At 62.8% G+C, this 17,812-nt stretch carries 15 protein-coding genes; 7 read left to right on the top strand and 8 right to left on the bottom strand.

Annotation, left to right across the window (positions count from 1 at the left end):
• The first annotated feature begins 15 nt into the window (after positions 1-15).
• From RX329_RS28635 to RX329_RS28645, 3 genes are read left to right on the top strand one after another with little or no spacing between them, the layout of a single operon-like run.
• On the top strand, positions 16-864 hold the full coding sequence (locus tag RX329_RS28635) for an MBL fold metallo-hydrolase (RefSeq protein ID WP_317244689.1): 849 nt from the start codon (positions 16-18) through the stop codon (positions 862-864).
• Between the two features lie 18 nt (positions 865-882).
• On the top strand, positions 883-2,457 hold the full coding sequence (locus tag RX329_RS28640) for an isochorismatase family protein (RefSeq protein WP_317244691.1): 1,575 nt from the start codon (positions 883-885) through the stop codon (positions 2,455-2,457).
• 3 nt (positions 2,458-2,460) lie between these two features.
• On the top strand, positions 2,461-3,087 hold the full coding sequence (locus RX329_RS28645) for an FMN-dependent NADH-azoreductase (protein ID WP_204510802.1): 627 nt from the start codon (positions 2,461-2,463) through the stop codon (positions 3,085-3,087).
• 23 nt (positions 3,088-3,110) lie between these two features.
• Here RX329_RS28645 and RX329_RS28650 read toward each other — a convergent pair whose 3' ends face one another.
• From RX329_RS28650 to RX329_RS28675, 6 genes are read right to left on the bottom strand one after another with little or no spacing between them, the layout of a single operon-like run.
• Positions 3,111-4,160, bottom strand: coding sequence for a LacI family DNA-binding transcriptional regulator (locus RX329_RS28650; RefSeq protein WP_026233645.1), 1,050 nt, complete (start codon positions 4,158-4,160; stop codon positions 3,111-3,113).
• Entirely contained in the window at positions 4,157-4,801 is a 645-nt protein-coding gene (locus RX329_RS28655; protein ID WP_026233644.1) for a ThuA domain-containing protein, read from the bottom strand. Before RX329_RS28655 ends, RX329_RS28650 begins: the two co-directional genes overlap by 4 nt.
• 10 nt (positions 4,802-4,811) lie before the next feature.
• Entirely contained in the window at positions 4,812-5,909 is a 1,098-nt protein-coding gene (locus RX329_RS28660; RefSeq protein WP_317244692.1) for a Gfo/Idh/MocA family oxidoreductase, read from the bottom strand.
• 22 nt (positions 5,910-5,931) lie between these two features.
• The gene (locus tag RX329_RS28665) at positions 5,932-6,780 is read right to left on the bottom strand and encodes a carbohydrate ABC transporter permease (RefSeq protein ID WP_247299707.1); all 849 of its coding nucleotides are present in this window, start codon (positions 6,778-6,780) and stop codon (positions 5,932-5,934) included.
• Positions 6,773-7,714 carry a carbohydrate ABC transporter permease gene (locus RX329_RS28670; protein ID WP_410706524.1) on the bottom strand — a complete coding sequence of 314 codons (942 nt, stop codon included), beginning with the start codon at positions 7,712-7,714 and terminating at the stop codon, positions 6,773-6,775. Before RX329_RS28670 ends, RX329_RS28665 begins: the two co-directional genes overlap by 8 nt.
• Positions 7,715-7,716: 2 nt before the next feature.
• Positions 7,717-8,976, bottom strand: a complete 1,260-nt coding sequence (locus RX329_RS28675; RefSeq protein ID WP_018458720.1) for an extracellular solute-binding protein — start codon at positions 8,974-8,976, stop codon at positions 7,717-7,719.
• Positions 8,977-9,139: 163 nt separating this feature from the next.
• Between RX329_RS28675 and RX329_RS28680 the strand changes: the two genes are divergently transcribed.
• Positions 9,140-9,898 (top strand): SDR family NAD(P)-dependent oxidoreductase, encoded by a 759-nt coding sequence (locus RX329_RS28680; protein ID WP_018458719.1) that lies wholly within the window; start codon positions 9,140-9,142, stop codon positions 9,896-9,898.
• A gap of 34 nt (positions 9,899-9,932) precedes the next feature.
• Here RX329_RS28680 and RX329_RS28685 read toward each other — a convergent pair whose 3' ends face one another.
• Positions 9,933-11,081 carry an ABC transporter substrate-binding protein gene (locus RX329_RS28685; protein WP_317246451.1) on the bottom strand — a complete coding sequence of 383 codons (1,149 nt, stop codon included), beginning with the start codon at positions 11,079-11,081 and terminating at the stop codon, positions 9,933-9,935.
• Between the two features lie 1,067 nt (positions 11,082-12,148).
• Here RX329_RS28685 and RX329_RS28690 point away from each other — a divergent pair.
• Positions 12,149-13,285 carry a GNAT family N-acetyltransferase gene (locus RX329_RS28690; RefSeq protein WP_317244694.1) on the top strand — a complete coding sequence of 379 codons (1,137 nt, stop codon included), beginning with the start codon at positions 12,149-12,151 and terminating at the stop codon, positions 13,283-13,285.
• A 30-nt stretch (positions 13,286-13,315) separates the two neighbouring features.
• Here the strand turns inward: RX329_RS28690 and RX329_RS28695 are convergent, their stop codons facing one another.
• The gene (locus RX329_RS28695) at positions 13,316-14,539 is read right to left on the bottom strand and encodes an FAD-dependent oxidoreductase (protein WP_018458716.1); all 1,224 of its coding nucleotides are present in this window, start codon (positions 14,537-14,539) and stop codon (positions 13,316-13,318) included.
• A gap of 433 nt (positions 14,540-14,972) precedes the next feature.
• On the opposite strand from RX329_RS28695, the gene RX329_RS28700 reads away from it, so the two are divergent.
• Complete coding sequence (locus RX329_RS28700) at positions 14,973-16,319, top strand: lipopolysaccharide biosynthesis protein (RefSeq protein WP_018458715.1); 1,347 nt, start codon at positions 14,973-14,975, stop codon at positions 16,317-16,319.
• Between the two features lie 301 nt (positions 16,320-16,620).
• Positions 16,621-17,796 (top strand): glycosyltransferase family 4 protein, encoded by a 1,176-nt coding sequence (locus RX329_RS28705; RefSeq protein WP_317244697.1) that lies wholly within the window; start codon positions 16,621-16,623, stop codon positions 17,794-17,796.
• Positions 17,797-17,812 lie beyond the last annotated feature (16 nt).

Genomic DNA, 17,812 nt, shown 5'->3' on the forward strand with positions numbered 1-17,812 from the left:
ACAGGGAGGGACGGAATGCCGCTGGAGATCAAGATTTTGGACTATGGCGATATTGAGCTGGAATCGAGCTTTTTGGTTCTCGGCCGCGATTGCGGCCGCACCCGCCGCGTCCTCACCCTCGGTTTCCTGATCCTCGGCGGCAAGTATCCGGTCGTGGTAGACACCGGTTACCGTTCCAACCAGATCATGGAAACGCTGGGGATGCGCGGCCTGCAGTATCACGAGCACATGATCGAGAACCAGCTTGCGCGGCACGGCGTGCGGATGGGCGATGTGCGTTTCGTCTGCCACACCCATCTGCACATCGACCACGCCGGCAAGGACGATCTGTTTCCGATGAACACGACCGTCGTCCTCAACCGTCGGGAGCTTGAATATTCTGTGTCCGGCCTGATGCATCCGCAATATCCGGCGCCGGATATCAAGCATCTGATCGACCGTCTGCACACCAAGAGTGCGCTGCGCTTTCTCGACCTCGAGATCACAGGTCCCGTCGAGTTGATGCCGGGTGTCTACTGCGACGCCGCGAATGCGCATACCGAGGGATCGATGAATATCATCGTCGAAACGGCCGACGGCATCGCCACCATCTGCGGCGACGTCATCTATGATTTCAACGACCAGATCGTGACGCCCTTCAACGAGATCCACGACTGGGAGCCGCGCACCACTGGCAACCACGGCACCACCAAGCGGGCCGAGAAGGCCGCCATCAAAAAGCTGCTCAGCAATTCGCGCTATCTGCTGCCGGTCCACGACCGCCCCGCCAAGATCGAAGGCGGCAACGTCGTCGGCCGGCTGCACGACCAGGTGCCTGGGCCGGTCGTGCAGTCTCTGCCCCAGCGCAACTGGTTTCCGGCCTAGACGCCAGAGGATCGACCGATGACCCACGTCACCTTGCGCTCCGAATTCGAGACCCTGATCGATCCCTACGCACCAGTCGCGCAAATCGGCACCGGTTTTGACTTTACGGAAGGACCGATCTGGCATCCGGTGGATCATTATCTGCTGTTCTCAGACATGCCGGGCGACGTGCGCCGGCGCTGGGATGCGCGGCGCGGCGTCGCCGAGGTCAAGCGTCCCTCGAACAAATGCAACGGCATGACCTATGACGCCGAGCTCAATTTGATCGTTTGCGAGCACGCGACATCGTCGTTGATCCGCGAGCGGCCGGACGGACGGCGCGAGGTGCTGGCCTCGCACTTTGGGGGACAGGAGCTCAACAGCCCCAACGACGTCTGCGTGCACTCCTCCGGCGCGATCTATTTCTCGGACCCCTGGTATGGCCGCATGCCGGTCTATGGCGTCGAGCGGCCGAGGCAGCTCGGTTTCCAGGGCGTCTATCGCGTCGTGCCCGGCGCCGACCCGAAGCTCGTCGTGGACCGCAATCTGTTCGACCAGCCGAACGGGCTGTGCTTCTCGCCCGACGAGCAACTGCTCTATGTCAACGACACCGTGCAGGCACTCATCCGCGTGTTTGATGTCAATTCTGACGGTTCCCTGTCGACCGCGCGGGTGTTCGCGAGCGCCATCCGCTCCGAGCTCGAGCCCGGCTTGCCCGACGGCATGAAGTGCGACCAGCACGGCAACGTCTGGGTTACGGCACCCGGCGGGGTCTGGGTCTATTCGCCGCGGAGCGAGCTGCTCGGCAAGCTCCGCCTGCCCGAACTCGTCGCCAACCTTACCTGGGGCGGGCCGGATTTCCGCACGCTGTACCTGACTTCGACGCACTCGGTCTATGCAATTCCCACCAGGGTCGGACCGCGCCACGAGCCCTATATGAGCGGCAAGCGAGGCAGCGGCACGGCGGCCGCGGGCTCTGCTTCCGCTGCCCCCATCCTTGCCGACGGCGAAATGCAGCTCGACCCGCGACGCTGCGCCATGATCATCCAGGATCTCCAGAACGACGTCATCATGGATGGCGGCGCCTTTGCCGATTCCGGCGCGCCAGGTCACGCGAAGCAGCAGCGCGTCGTCGAGAATGTCCGCCGCCTAGCCGAAACGGCGCGGGCGCGAGGCGTGGCCATCATTCATGTCTGGTTCGTCGTCGAGCCCGGCGCGCCCGGCGTGACGCTGAATGCGCCGCTGTTCGAGGGTCTCGTCGACAGCAAGGCGATGGTGCGCGGAAGCTGGGGGGCGGCACCGGTGTCAGGTCTCGAACCACGGCCCGGCGATTTCGTGGTCGAGAAGGTGCGAATGAGTGCCTGGGAAGGCACGAGGCTCGAAACGATCCTGAAAGCCACCGGCCGCGACATGATCATCAACACCGGCGCCTGGACCAACATGTCAGTTGAGCACACAGCGCGGACCGGTGCCGACAAGGGCTACTTCATGATCGTTCCCGAGGATTGCTGCTCGACCATGAACGCCGATTGGCACGCCGCGTCGATCAATTTCGCCATGCAGAACGTCGCCGTCGTGACCAAGGCCGATGCGGTCATCAAAGCGCTGGGATGAGCGGTGGCGAAGCTCCTGCACCTGTCTTGCTCGCCCCGCGGCGACTCCTGGTCAGGCGCCGGCGCACGCGTTTTCCTCGACGGCTTTCGCCGAGCTCGGCCCGACTGGGACGTGGACGTTATGGATCTCTGGCGCGAGCGCTTGCCGGAATTTTCAGGCCCCATTGTCGAAGCCAAATATGCACGGATGAAGGCGCAGGCCTTCAACGACGCGCAGCGCGACAGCTTCGCGGAAGCCGAGCGGATGGCGGTGCGCTTAGCGCTCGCCGAGCGGGTGCTGATTTCGACGCCAATGTGGAACTTCGGCATTCCCTATAAGCTCAAGCAATGGTTCGACATTATCGTCCAGCCCGGGCTCACCTTTCGGTTCGATCCGTCGCTGGGGTATATCCCGTTGCTGAAGGACCGGCCGACCATCGTCATCATTGCCAGTGGCAGCGATTTCGCCACCGGAATGAATCGCGGGCGCATCGACATGGCAGCGCCTTACCTGCGCGAAATTTTGCGTTTTGTCGGCATCAGCAATGTCCGTTTCATTCCGATCGGACCAACCACCGGACCGCAACAGCCCATTGAGGTGGCTCGCGAACGAGCCCATCGACGCCTGGCCGCAATGGCCGAGAGCTTCTGATGCGCCCCGCAGGTCAGTCGAGGCTACGGCAGATTGTCCCGCAGAAAAATGTCGATGCGGATGCGCTCCTGGTCGGGGCTGATCGGCTCACCCGAACAATGCGCGAGCAGGACTCGCGCCGCAGACCGTGCCTCGTGGCCGGGATCCTGGTTGATGATGGCATCGAGCGTGCCGCGGACCAGGAAACGCCGCGTGTATTGGGTCAGCTCATGGGCAATCCAGACCACCTCGCGCGCCCGTCCCGAGGCCTCAAGCGCGTCGGCGATGCCACGGTTCCCGGCGCCGCAGCAGTATATGCCGCGCAGATCGGGCTGGCGCGCGAGCAGTGCCGCAGTGAGCTCCCGGGTGCGCTCGCTGTCGTCGCGGCCCTCGATCACCGGCAGCGCGACTAGGCTCTGATATTCGCTGGACAGGATCTGGTGGAAGCCGAATTGCCGTTCGGTGTGATCGCGCAGCGACAACGATCCCGCGATGACGGCCACCGTCCCCTTGCGACCAGTGAGGAACCGTCCCATCAGCGTTGCAGCGGTGCGGCCTGCCGCCGGGTTGTCGATGCCGACATAGTGCAGCCGGCGCGAGCTCGGCGCGTCCGACACGAGGGTCACCACAGCGACCCCGCGCGCAGTGAGTTCGTCGATCGCGGCGCGCACCCTGGGATGGTCGAGCGCGATCACGGCGACGCCCTGATAGGCAGGCGAGAGATTTTCCAGCGCGGCGGCGAGTACGTCCGGATCGAACACGTCGACACGCAGGATATCAATGAAGCCGCGCTGGCCGGCGAGCCAGTCTGCGGTGCGCTGGACCTGCTCGGTCAGGTTGGTCATGAAGCTGTTGCTGCCCGTCGGCAGCACAAAGGCAAAGCGGAACGTCTGCCCGCGGGCAAGCCGCGCGGCCGCGACGTCGGCTCGATAGCCGAGTTTTGCCACCGCGGCCTCGACCCGCGCGACGGTCTTGGCGCGCACGCCCTCGCGCCGGTTGACGACGCGGTCGACCGTGGCGAGCGAAACACCCGCCGTGCGCGCAACGTCCTCAAGCGTGGCACGAATCACCGGCTGGCTCGCACCAGCATTCATTCGCGCGCCGCCCACAGCATGCCGCGGGTCATCAACGTCCGGATCTCCGGTACGTCGAGCTCGTAGGCGCGGTGGCCGAGCGAGGAATAGAACACCCTGCCCGCGCCGTATCGCTTCTTCCAGACCACGGGCATTACCACGCCCTCGATCCAGGGCGCGTGCTCGCCGGTGAAGGTCGTCGTCGCCAACACCTCGTTGGCGGGGTCGACATGCATGTAGTACTGCTCGGAACGATGCTCGAAACTCTTCAGGCCCTTCATGATGGGATCATCCGGCTTCGTCAAGTCGACCTTGTAGTCGATGATGTTGCCGGGATGCGCAACCCACTGCCCGCCGCACAGGAACTGGTAGTCGACGGAATCGCGGAACGCGTCACCCATGCCGCCATGATGGCCGGCGAGCCCGACGCCGCTTCGGACCGCAGCGCAGAGATTGAGCGCTTCCGCCTTCTCGATCTTCGACATGGTGTAGATCGGGATGATCAGTGACAGGTCGTGAATCGCGGGATCGGCGAACGCGGCGGTGGTGGTTTCGATCCGCACCTCGAAGCCTTCAGCCTTCAGCCAGCCGCGGATCATCGAAGCGCAGAGATCGGGATCGTGTCCCGGCCAGCCGCCCCATACAATCATTGCCTTGCGCATGGTCATTCCCTCAGTCGATCTGTCCGGTTTCGCGCCCGGCCGGCAGCATCGCCGGCCGCTCGACGCGGCTCTCGATCTTGACGCGCCGGCCTTCGTCGGCAGAGATCTTGAACGCCTCCATCACCTCCAGCACGTGGAAAGCGAGCGCGCCGCTCGCACGATGCGGCCGGTTGTTCAGTATCGCGGAGGCCATATCGGCGGCGCCAATGGAACGGAACTCGCCATCGACATGACCGTGGGTCAGCGGGACCGGCTCCCAGTCGCCGCCAGCCTTGGCGACCTGCACCTCGCCGCCGAAGCGGTTCGGGTCCGGCACCAGCATGCTGCCCTTGTCGCCATAAATCTCGATCGGCGCGTGCCGGTGCTTGGGCACGTCAAAGCTCATCGCGATCGAGACGATCGCCCCGCTCTCGAATTCGAGCGTGCCGGCGACATGGGTCGCAACTTCGACCGGGATCAGCGTTCCGTTCATCGGCTGGCTGGTGACCAGCCGTTCGGATTTCGGGCGCGCGGTCGAACCCATCACGCTCGCCACGGGGCCGAGCAGCTGCACGAGATCGGTGATGTAGTACGGGCCCATGTCAAGCATAGGCCCGCCGCCGCGCAAATAATAGAAACCCGGCGCCGGATGCCAGCGCTCGTGGCCGGGGCAGCCGAAGAAGGCGCTGCCAGCCACGGGCGTGCCGATCGCGCCATCGTCGATCAGCTTGCGCGCGGTCTGGTGCCCACCGCCAAGGAACGTATCGGGTGCGCAACCGACGCGAAGACTCTTCTGCGCAGCGAGCTCCATCACCTTGCGCGCTTCCGTGACGTTGATGCCGAGCGGCTTCTCGGAATGAACGTGCTTGCCGGCGTTCAGCACTGCGAGACTGACGTCGGTGTGGGCGAGTGGCACGGTGAGATTGATGACGATCTCGACGTCGTCTCGCTTGAGCAGCTGATCAACCCGCATCGCCGGCAACCCGAAGGCGGCGCCCTGCCGCTCTGCCGCATCGCTGCGCATATCGGCGAGCGCCTTGATTTCCATGACCGCGAAGCGCTGGGCCGCCTTCAGATAAGCGGTGCTGATATTGCCGCAGCCGATGATGCCGATGCCGACTTTTCTCATTGTGATCTCCGTGAGGTACCGTTCATCCCTTGACCGCGCCGGCGGTGAGGCCTGCGACGATGTGCTTCTGCGCCAGGAGGAAGAGAATGATCGTCGGCAGGATGGTCAACGTGATGAAGGCCAGGATCAGATGCCACTCGGACGAATACTCGCCCTGATAAATCATGATACCGAGCGGCCAGGGATAGAGCGCGTCGGTGTTGAGCATCACCAGCGGCAGCAGATAGGCGTTCCAGCTGTTGACGAAAGTGATGGTACCGACGGTCGCCAGGATCGGCCGGGACAAAGGCAGGGTCACATAGCGGAAGAATTTGATATAGCTGCAGCCGTCGACCAGCGCGGCCTCCAGCAATTCGTACGGGATGTCCTTGAAGAAACGCCGCAGCAGCAGCACGCTCATGGCGAGACTGAAAGCCGTCTGCGGCAGCGCAACGCCAAAGTATGTATCGAGCAATCCGAGATCGCGGACCTTGATGAAGAGCGGCAGCACCGCTGTCGCGGCTGGAAACAGCAGGCCCAGCGTCAGGTAGCTCAGCAGCATCGAGCTGCCATAGAACCTGATATGGGCGAAGGTGAACGCCGCCATCGAGGCGACGATCAGGGTCAGGGCCACCGTGAGGGTCGAGATGATCAGCGAGTTGCGCAAGAGCTGCCAGTAGCGTGCCGAGAACAGGATGTCGGCGTAATTCTGCCACTCCCAGTGACGTGGCAGGCCGAACGGATTGACGCGCAGCTCGCCGAGCGATTTGAAACCACCGAACAAGGTCGCAAGCAGCGGGACCACTACGATGATGGCGACGACGGCGAGGAACACCAGCTTGAACAGCATTGCGGGATCGAATGGCGCGCGGATCGCCTTGGCATTACTCATCGCGCATGAACCATCGCTTGTACGTGAAGGCAAAGGTCACGCAGATCGCAAACAAAATGACGCCGATGGCACTGCCGTAGCCGACCCGCATGCGCGAGATGCCGTTGTTGTAGAGAAAGCTCACCATCGTGTTCGAGGAGTCCGCTGGCCCCCCGCGCGTCAGCGGCATGACGAGGTCGAACAGCTGCAGCGAGCCGACGATGGCGAAGAACACGGAGAGCCTTATCGTCGGATAGAGCAAGGGGATGACCACATGTCGCAAGGCTTGCGATCGGGTCGCGCCGTCGATACGCGCCGCCTCGACCAGGCTCTTGTCGAGGCCCTGGAGCGCTGCGATGAATAGCATCATGTGGAAGCCAAAGTACTTCCAGACGACCACGATCAGCACCGCCAGCATGGCCGTATCCGTCGATGCAAGCAGATGCGGCGGCTCGGCGCCGAAGCTGCGCCAGATCGAGGCCACAAGGCCGTAGTCGCCATCATAGACGAAGCTGAAGATCAGCCCGGTTGCGATCTCCGCCAGGATATAGGGCATGAAGAACAGCATGCGCAGCGCCACCGCCCCTCGAAAGCGTTCGGCGAGCATCAAGGCCAGGGTGAGCGCAAGCGGCAGCTGGATGGCGAGCGAAACAGCGATGATCAGGCCGTTGTTGCGCAGAGCGAGCCAGAAGGCGCGGGTCTCCAGCACAAAGCGGTAATTGTCCAGGCCAATCCAGTTGGTCGGCCTGCCGAATCCGTTCCAATTGAAGCCCGAGTACCAAGCTGCTTCGCCGATCGGCAGCACAACGAACAACGTGAACAACAGCAGCGCCGGCGGCAGGAACAGGATGAGCACCGTCAGCCTGCCGTCCCAACTCGGGCCACGGACCGTGACCTGCGGGACCATCTCGCCAGCAGCGCCGATCGCCGACACGCTCGCGGTCCGCCGCGTCACCGTCAGTTGCCCTGTTTCCACGCCGCCTCGATCGCCTTGGCGGCCTCTTGCGGGCTCATGCTGCCGCCGGCGATCTCGGCCGTGACGTCGTTGACGACGCGGCCGACGGACGGACCCAGGCTCTGGTCATAGAAGTTCTGGTGGTAGTTCGACTTCGCCAGATTGGCGGCGATCAGCTTCATGAAGCCGTTGTTGAGGCCGACATCCGCGCCCTGCACCACCGGGATGATGAAGTTGCCGGCGGCAAGCCGCGTCTGCACCTCTTTGGAGACGAAGTACTTCAGGAAATCGACAGCCTCCTTCGGCGAGCCTTTCGTAATCAGCCAACCGGTGATGCCCCCGAGCGTATCGGTCGGCGCGCCCTTACCGCCGGTCACGACCGGGAAGTCGAACCAGCACATCTTGTCCTCGGTCAATCCGATCTTGTCGGCGGCGAGAGCGCGCTGCAGATGATAGACCGTGCTGATCGCCAGCGTCATCGCCGCCTTGCCGTCGCCGAAATAGCCGACCGCCTGCGGGTTCTTGAAACCCAGGAAGCCATTCTGGAACGGTTGGAGATCCACGAGTTGCTTGAACAGCTCGCCGGATTTCTGGAAGGTTTCCCCGGCAAAGCCGCCGTTCTCGCCACGCAGCGCCGCATCGAACGCCGCCTTGCCGCCGATGCGCACAGCAAGATGCGTCCAGTAGAAGTGCAGTGGCCACTTGTCGGCGCCGCCGACCACGATCGGGGTCACGCCGGCGGATTTCAACGTCTTCACGGCAGCAAGCAGATCGTCCCAGCTCTTGATCCCGGCAGGGTCGACCTTCGCCTTGGCCATCAGCTCCTTGTTGCAGAGGAAGCCGACCTGCGAGAGCGCCGTGGGCAGACCATAAACACGGCCGTTGCTGGTGAAGGCGGCGAGCGCCGCGGGTGTGAGACTGTCGCTGTAGCCCTTCACGGAATCGGTGATGTCGTCGAGCACGCCGGCCTCGATCTGCGTCTTCAGGACACCGCCGGACCAGCTGTAGATGATGTTGGGCCGGTCCCTGGATTGCAGGATGGTCGGCAGCTTGGCCTTGTAGGCCTCGTTCTCGAGGAACTGCATCTCGACCTTGACGCCGGGATGCGACCCCTCATAGGCGCGCGCAACCTCCTCCCAGATTTTGACCTGGGCCGGGTTGGCCTCGATGTGCAGCCACTTGACCGTCGTTTCGGCCGCAGCGAGTTTCGCTCCGAACAGGCATGCGACAACGGCTAGTCCCAGTTTCCCGAGCAGTCTCATCACATTCCTCCCAAGGGCTCTTATTCTTTGATGCAATCCTGCCTTCGATTTTTGAGGTACGCAACTGAAATTCTGACCTATGCACCTCACGAGGGAGGTCGCTAAGGTGAGCGGGAGAGTCGGGCCGCGTCGCGCTGCCCCCAACGCAAATCGAGGGATATCCATGGCTGCCGTTTATTCCGACCTCGCCGGCAAGGTCGTTCTCGTCACCGGAGGCGCATCGGGAATTGGCGCTGCGATCGTGCGGCGCTTCGCACAGCAGAAATCCAATGTCGTGTTCTTCGACATCAATGTCGACGCGGGCCAATCGCTGGCACGCGAGCTGTCGGATCAAGGTCTTAGCGCGCGTTTCATGCGTGTCGACTTGACCGATATTGCCGCGTTACGTGCCGGTGTCGCGGAGGCGCGCAATGTGCGCGGCGCGATCAACATCCTCGTCAACAATGCCGCGCATGACGAGCGGCACAGCACCGAGGAAATGACACCGGAATATTGGGACGACCGCATCGGGGTCAACTTGAAGCACCAGTTCTTTGCTGCGCAGGCCGTGTTGCCGGACATGAAGGCGGCGAACGCCGGCGCTATCATCAATTTCGGCTCGGTATCGTGGATCGCCGGACAAGGCGGCATGGCCGCCTACACCGCCAGCAAATCGGGTGTGATCGGTCTCACACGCTCTCTGGCGCGCGATTACGGCGCCTACAATATCCGCGTGAACGCGATAGCGCCGGGATGGATCATGACTGAGCGCCAGCTCGATAAATGGATGACACCCCAGGGCGAGGTCGAGCTCATGCAACGACAATGCCTGAAGCGCAAGCTCATGCCCGACGAGGTCGCGAAGTTCACCATCTTCCTCGCTTCCGACGAGGCTTCTGCCTGCACAGCCCAGCACTACATCGTCGATGGCGGCTGGGTCTGAGGCGGACCAGACCAGATCGTGCATCGGCGCGCCGCTACTTTGCCAGGCGGAACTTCCCGCCTTCGACCTTGATGAGAAAGGCCGAGCGCTCATCATAGCCGTTGTGATCGGCCTTGCTCATGTTCGACAGCCCATTGTTGAGATAGATGTTCTGCCCACGCTCGAGTGCGTCCCGCAGCGCCGCGCGAAATTCGATTGTGCCAGGCTTTGCCGTCTTCAGCGCATCCGGTGCAGCTTTTCCGATCAGTGCCACGACATCCCAGAGGTGAGCAGCGAACATGTTGGGCTTTTGTCCGTTCGCCGCTTCATACGCGGTCACGAACTCCTCCGTCGAACGACGGAACGGATCTCCTGCGGGAAGATCGGCGGCAATGGTAAAAGCTTCGCCCGCGAATACCGCACCTTCGACGTTCGCGCCGCCGAGCTTGATGAACTCCTCACTGGCCACGCCGTGTGTCTGAAATATCTTCCCGGCGTATCCGCGCTCGCGGAGCGCCTGCTGCGGCAGGACGGCCGGAGTTCCTGCGGACGCGATGAAGACGGCATCGGGATTGGTCGACATCACCTTCAGCGCCTGACCGGTGACGCTGCTGTCGGCGCGCGCGTAGACCTCATGTGTGGCTACGGTCAGCCCCAACGCAGGCGCGAGGCGGCTCACCTCCTTGTAGTAGCCCTCGCCGTAGCCATCCGAAACGCCGATATAGCCGAGCGTCTTCACGCCTGATGTCGCGATATGCTTGAGGATGGCGGCCGCCATGAGGTCGTCATTGGGAACGACCTTGAAAGCCCAGGCACGCTTCTCATCCATCGGTTGAACGATGGCCGTAGCGGCAGCGAGCGACAGCAGCGGCGTCTTCGATTCGAGCGCGACATCCAGCATCGGCATGGTCACCGGGGTCAGAGAGGAGCCGACCAGCACGTCGACCTTATCCTGGATCACCAGCCGGCGTGCGTTCTGGACCCCTTTGGTCGAATCCGACTCGTCGTCCAGGACGATATAGGTCACCTTCTCTCCACCGATCTCTTTCGGAAGAGCTGCAACCGTCTTGAGCTGCGGCTGTCCCAGAGCGGATCCCGGGCCGCTTGCCGAAATCACAATTCCAATTTTGATGTCCGCGTGAGCAGCATTTCCAAAAAGGACGCATGCCACAAGAAGCGAGGCTCGCGCGAAACCGATCTTCATGTCCCGTTCCTCCCTGTCCGCTTTGATGACTCCGCCGGCTGCATCGGGCGCCCCGGCTCGAGCTTGCACTGCTCTCCGGGACGCACCGACGCTGCCCAGAAGGCACGTCGTCCGACATACGCGTTCCCTCCTGCGGTCCCGAGCAAGCGGGCGGATCATGCTAAGCGGATCGCGGCAACGTGTCTGTCCCTAGCGTTAGGGACAAGACATCGGTGCTCGAACCGGAATCTCAAGGTAGACGGACACGCCTTCGCGTTCTCGCGGCGCATTTCGCCCGAGCTTTGCTTGGTCGCTTCACCCTCTTGTCCAAGAGGGCGCAGGGAAGGCCGGGTGCCGGCTGGCACCCGCGGTCCGCTGCGCGAAAAGCACACGCAGGAAAACCGCACAGCAGCATACAGGTGTAGCCAATCACTCGGCCTTCCCTGCGCGATGGTTGGACGGCTTATGCCGTGCTCTCCCGGGAGCCGAGTTCGTTCTGGCCTCCCTCACCCCAACGAAAGTCACCGGCACCCGCGCCGGTTGACGCAGATGCCGCATTCGCCAGGGCTTGACCGTAGCAACGACGGCCAGGACCACACGGTTTTGCCGTACGCACGGCTCGCCATTTCGCCGCAGTTTTCCCAGCCCTGTCGACGGAGCCGGAAACTTACAGACGAGACGAAGCCTAGCAGCGCCGCTCGTCGGAACGCAGCCTGGGCTCACGGAGAGCAATCCGCCCTGCCCTTAGCCTCTCGCACCCGAACGCTGCCGCGTCCACCGCAAGCCCGGCTCGCGAACATGACGACCACAAGATCGCCCCTCAAGGATGAGCCGGGATGGACGACACATACGCTAAAACCGAATTTCGGTAAAGTGGAATATTTCTGACGAGGGGGGTTGACGCGGTCGTGGCTGTTTCGGCTGCGAGGCCGCTCGATGAGGAATTAGCGGTTTGGTAACCATACGCGCCTCGCTCGAAGGATTAATGCAAATCATACGCCGCCGGTGTCTCCCCCGTAACGACCCTGCTATAGAGCGTAGATCCGGCTCCATCAATCGTCCCGAGCCATCTGCTTTCTTGGTTGCGTATGAACAGACCTAGCAACACATTCGACATCGCCATCGAGCAGGGATTCGACTTCCTGTCGCCGGACTACGCGGAGCTGTTCGACAACTCGGCCGCCACCGCGTTCCAGCATCCGCTCTGGCTCGACACCATCTACACCAGGCTCGCGTCTCATGTGAGCGCAACTCCTCTGGTTGTCGTGGTCCGCCACCGCGCGACGGGCGCCCTTGCGATGGTGTTGCCCTTGCTGCGGATCCGGCGCGGCCCGATACGGACCGTCGAATTCGCCGACCTCCGCGTTTCCGACTACCTCGCGCCCGTATGCAGCCCGCAGGTATTTTCCGAGCTGCTCAAGGACGAGAGTGCCTGCGCAGAAATCCGGTGCCTCGTCCGCCCGTTCGATCTGCTCCGGATGACCAAGCTGCCGGATGGACGGCTTCCGATCGAGAACCTGCTGGCTGCGCCCCGCCGCATAGCGATGGACACCAATGCCTATGCGACCGTTCTGGTCGCGCCGTTCGAGCGATGGCGCGCCAGTGCGCTGGACCGTTCCTACCAGAAGGAGCTCGCAAAGAAAGCCCGGCAGCTCCAGAAGAAGGGGGACTTGAGTTTTTCATGCTGCCGCGACAGTGCCGCTGTCTTGGAGGTGCTGGACGTGATGAAGAAATTTCGCGGGCCGCGCTTTCAGGCACACGGCGACGGAGATCTGCTCCAGCGCCCCGAATATTACGGCTTCTATTCCGACGTGGCGCAGCGCGGCCTCGGCTCCTTTGTCCGGCTCTATGCGATGAAGATGAACGGCGAGGTCATCGCAGCCGTGCTCGGACTCAGCCATCACGGCAGCTTCCTCGTGATCATGGGCGCCTTCGACATTGCCGGATACAAAAGCCAGTCCTTGGGCGCGCTGATGTTCGAGCAGGTGGCGAAGGATTGCATCGAGCGCGGGGATCAGATGCTCGATTTCACCATCGGCGACGAGCCCTACAAGAAGCAGTTCGGCGCTCAGCCTTCACCGATGTGGACGGTCACGCAGGCGGGCAGCACCACGGGCGCCATCTCCTTGTTCGCACTGAAACAGGCGCCTTGGCTCAAGCTGGCCGCCAAGCGGATGTCGGAGTTCAGGTTCCTGCCGACCCGGACCTCAACGCCGACGCGCTGACCGGTGCGAGGGGCCGACCGGGTGCCGCTCTCAGGCGCGTAGCGCGCTTCGAACCTGCGCGAGCCAGCCGGGCCGCATCTGATCGAGCCGGTGGGTGATACTGCGTCGCAGGAAGTGCAGCCGCCGCCGCACGTCCCAGCCAATATCGTTGCGGGACGTCAGGGCCTGCCGGAAGCGCGCCATCTTCAGTGACTGCTGGTCCGCCGCGACCTTGTCGGGATCGGAATAGAATTCAGAAATCTTCTCCCGACCCATGCCCTCGGTCCCGAGCCAACGCGGCGCATATTCGGTGCAGAGGCGCTCGACGTCGACCAGCAGACGGGCGACGCCCGTGCCGGCGGCCGGACAATTCGTTTGGAACGCATCACCGATGAGCACGACTCCGGGCTGGAGATGTCCTTCCACGACGGACAGGTGCATCACCCAATTCTGCACCCGGTCGATCACGTGGAAGTCGCCAAGGTAGGGCCGCAATCCCGGAAGCAGGCGCAAGACCGTCGCCTCCGGTTCACGGCGCAGCTCGCGCATGATCGGATCGGTCGGGTCTCGGAACATGAAGAGATTTGCCCGCATGCCGGCACGCACGGGAAACAGGCTGAGATAATCGATGCCGTCCGCTGTGCGCTCCCCATAACAGGTCAACGCCTCGAAATCGAACGGCGCGTGGTCGCGGCGGGCGATCGTGAAGCCGAACGAAACCGAATGGCGCTCGGCCAGCACGCGCCGCTTGATGCCGAGCTTGTAGCCGAGCACGCCCGCCATGCCCGTGGCCAGCACGACGAGGCGCGCAGTTATGCGCCCCCCTGACGCGAGCTCGACATGTTGGAGATCGTCGCGACAATTGACCGCAGTGACCTCATCGACAATGAGGCTGGACGGATCAGGCAGCTGGCTGCGCGCCATGGCGACGAGATCGGCATATGGAAGCCCGTAAGCCCGGCCGACGCTGACATCGACCACCTTGCCTTCCCTGATGTTGAGCACCTGATCATATCGACAGGCCACGTTGTCGAGCGCATCGAGGAAGCCCAGCTTGCGCAACATCTCCAGCTGACGGCCGCCTATTTTTTCGACCCGAAACTCGTCCGGATGGACCGCGCGCTTGTCGACGAGAGCGACACGATGCCCTGCCCGCGCGAGCACGGCCGCCGCGAGCGAGCCCGCAAGGCCGCCGCCGACGATCGCGATGTCGACGACGATCGCCGCGGTCGCAGATCCAGCGCTCGGCTCGGTCACGTTGCTATCCGCCGTCATGGTCCAGGCTCCCACGGTCAACGATGGTTGCCCGTGCAATTCTCTCGCCTGATGTCGCATCGCAGGACCAAACGCGATCATTTCTCGATATCTCGGTTAACGCAGCGGAGACCTGCCCGGCCCGATGAGATCCGGCACGCGCCTTGCTCGGGATGGCCATTCCCGCCGAGCCGGTCCGCATTCCAACGGCTCATCTCGCCTCATCGGCCGTCGATGCGGCGCTCTGCCGCCACGCGACCAGGCCGCACTTTGCTCTATCTGGGACAATGGGGTCAGCGATGTTCCATAGTGAAGCAACAGGCATGGCCGCGACGTCGCCGCGGCCGGCGGGATCATGGAGGCCGTCCATTAACACTCGCGGTTTTTCGGCATGCTAGGCTGTCGCAGGTAATCGGAAAATGTCTCTTCAGGGGAAGTTGCCCCTTAAATCTCCATGATCGAATCCATCGTCCAGTTCATGCGGCGCGACGTGACGCGCGGTGTTGCCGGAACCATCCTTCTCAAGGTTGGTAGCGGCGCGCTTGCGTTCGCGTTGTTCTCGCTTGCGGCACGAACGATGTCGCCCGATGGGTTTGGCATCTTTGCGACCTGGCTTTCGGTCGCCCAGATGGCAGCGGTCGTCGGTCTGGTGGGCCAGGAATCGCTGCTGGTGCGATTTCTGAACGAGTATCGGGTGGGAAATCAGCCTGATCTCACCAAGGGCGTGCTGCTATCGAGCTTCAAGATTTCCTCCGTCGCGATGCTGATTGCGATCGGCGCAATCGCGATCGGCGCGAACATCAAAGGCGCCTCGTGGCTGCTGGTTGTCGCGGTGTCGGCCTACACAGCCGTGAATGCCGGACTGATGCTTGGCAGCCAGATCGCACGCTCGCTGGTCAGCATTCTCATGGGGGAAGGAAACAGGGAGTTCTTCTGGCGAGTCAGCGTGGTGCTGTTTCTGCTCGCAATCATGTTCGGCCATCGGCAGCTTGATCCCGCCGAATTGATCGCCGTGATGACGATTGCCATGTCGGTCGGACTGGTCGCACAGATCATCGCGATTGCGCGAGTTCTACCGGATTTCCGCGGCACGGCGGTGCGTTCCGAGCCGTCGCGCTGGAGATCGAGCGCGCTTCATTTCTGGGTCGCATCCATTCTCGAAGCCGCGAACCAGTATTTCGACGTCATTCTGGTCTACTGGATGCTGGACCCGGCAACCGCCGGAATTTATTTTGCCGCTTCGCGCCTGGCCAACATCTTCGCCATGCTGTCGGCCGCATTGTACAGCTTTGGCGCACGTCGGCTCCCCTCGCTGTACTTCAGCAAGAACCATCAGGAATTCGAGCGAACGTTGCGGCTCATGGCGGAAGTGACCGCGGTGTGCGTGGTCAGCGGACTCCTCCTGATCTGGGTTGGAGGTCCCCATCTACTCAACTTGTTCGGGCCACATTTCGCTGCGCAGCACTGGGTCCTGATCGTGCTCGCGATCGGAACGGCGGTCCAGGCGGCGGGCGGTCCGTCTGCGGCGATATTGCAACTGACCGGCCATGAGCGCGAGTATGTCCCCGTGATTGCCGGGAACGTAGCGCTACGGCTGGTTGGATTTCTCGTCCTCATTCCCTGGCTCGGCGTTCTTGGCGCAGCGATCTCGGCCACTGTGTCGCTCGCGTTAGCGACCATCGTCCTCAACATCCTCTGTCGCCGGCGAACCGGCGTCGATCCTTCGATTCTAGGGCTTCTGCGCTTCTCCGCATCGAAGCCCAGCGCCTACGCGGTCCGTGGCGCGGACTCCGGCGAATAGAGCGTCAGCATATGTCGCGCGTGTCCCGCATGAAGGAGAGCGCACCAGCAGCCGTCGGCGCACCGGCGGAATGTGCGTCGTTTTCATATGCTTTAGTGGGCCCGCTCCAACCCAAATATCGATGGTTAATCGGCGGTTGCCCGCGTCCTCTGCACTTCGTCGGAACCAGCGGAATTCCCTCATGCCCTTGCGGCAGGGCGCATTAACTCCGTTTATTGCTAGTCGGTGTCCGCGCGATGCCCGCATGGTAGATACGGAGTTAAGAAGGTGAAAAATTCGCTTCTCTAATGGGTCGGGATCCGTGCTGCATTACCAGCCAAACAAGGCGTTGGGCGAGACGACTGCGACAGCACTCCCGTCGCCCAACGGTGGCGGACGCAAGCCGCACGTGCTGCTCGTACAGACCCAGGCTGAGAACGCCGGTGCGCAGGAGATCTCGCGCCTGCTTGGCGCCGGGCTGACCGCCCGCGGCTATCGCGTCACCAATCTTTTCTTCTTCCGCAAGTCGGATTCGTTCGATGAGCCGCCCCACACGGTCTATTGCGCGTCGAGCCGGCCGGGAAATCCGCTGGCGCTGCTGCAAATGCTGTGGACGCTCGGCCGCCATATCAGGGCCACCAGGCCTGACGCCGTTCTGACCTTTCAGCACTTCGGCAATGTCATCGGCGCCGGTGTGGCGCGCCTGATCTGCCGCGCACCTGTCATCGCCAATCAGGTTTCATCCGCGCTGTCGATGAGCTGGCCGGTCCGTACGGCCGACATCGTCATGGGCAGCCTCGGCTTCTTCGACCGCATCACGCTCAACTCGCTGGACATGCAGCGCGAGTATTCGCGCTACCCCAGGGCTTATCGCGCGCGCATGGTGCATGTCCCGCACGGCTTCGACGACAAGGCGCTCACCCTGTCGAAGCAAGCTGCGCGACAGAAGTTCAATCTCCCGCCGGATAGCCCCCTGCTCGGCTGCGCAGCAAGATTGCACCCGCACAAGCGGCTCGACGCGGCGATACGTCTGTTGCCGGATCAACCATCCTGGCATCTCGCGCTGGCCGGCCAGGGAGCCGACGAGGCCCGGCTGCGGCAGTTGGCGGATGAGCTGAGAGTATCGGACAGGCTGCATCTGCTCGGCGAAATCACCCCGCGCCAGATGGCGGAGTTTCTCGCCGCTCTCGACGTGTTCGTATTTCCGACGCAGGCGGAGACCTTCGGCCTCGCCGCTGTGGAGGCTGCAAACGCCGGCGTTCCCTCGGTCGTCACCGATCTTCCGGTCTTGCGCGAAGTGTTGTCCGTCGAAGGGAAGCCGACAGCGCTGTTCGTCGATGCCTCCGATCACGCCAAGCTGTCAGCGGCCGTCTCGAGGCTCCTGACGGACCAAAGACTGAGCGACGAACTGCGGCAAAACGCCAAAGGCCTGAAGCTGCGCTATTCAGTGGACGCCATGGTGGAGGAATACGTTCGAATTCTCGGCCAGGTCATTTGATCGGGGCGCATGGAAA

The organism is Bradyrhizobium sp. BWC-3-1, assembly GCF_032917965.1.
GTDB classification, from domain to species: Bacteria; Pseudomonadota; Alphaproteobacteria; order Rhizobiales; family Xanthobacteraceae; genus Bradyrhizobium; species Bradyrhizobium canariense_D.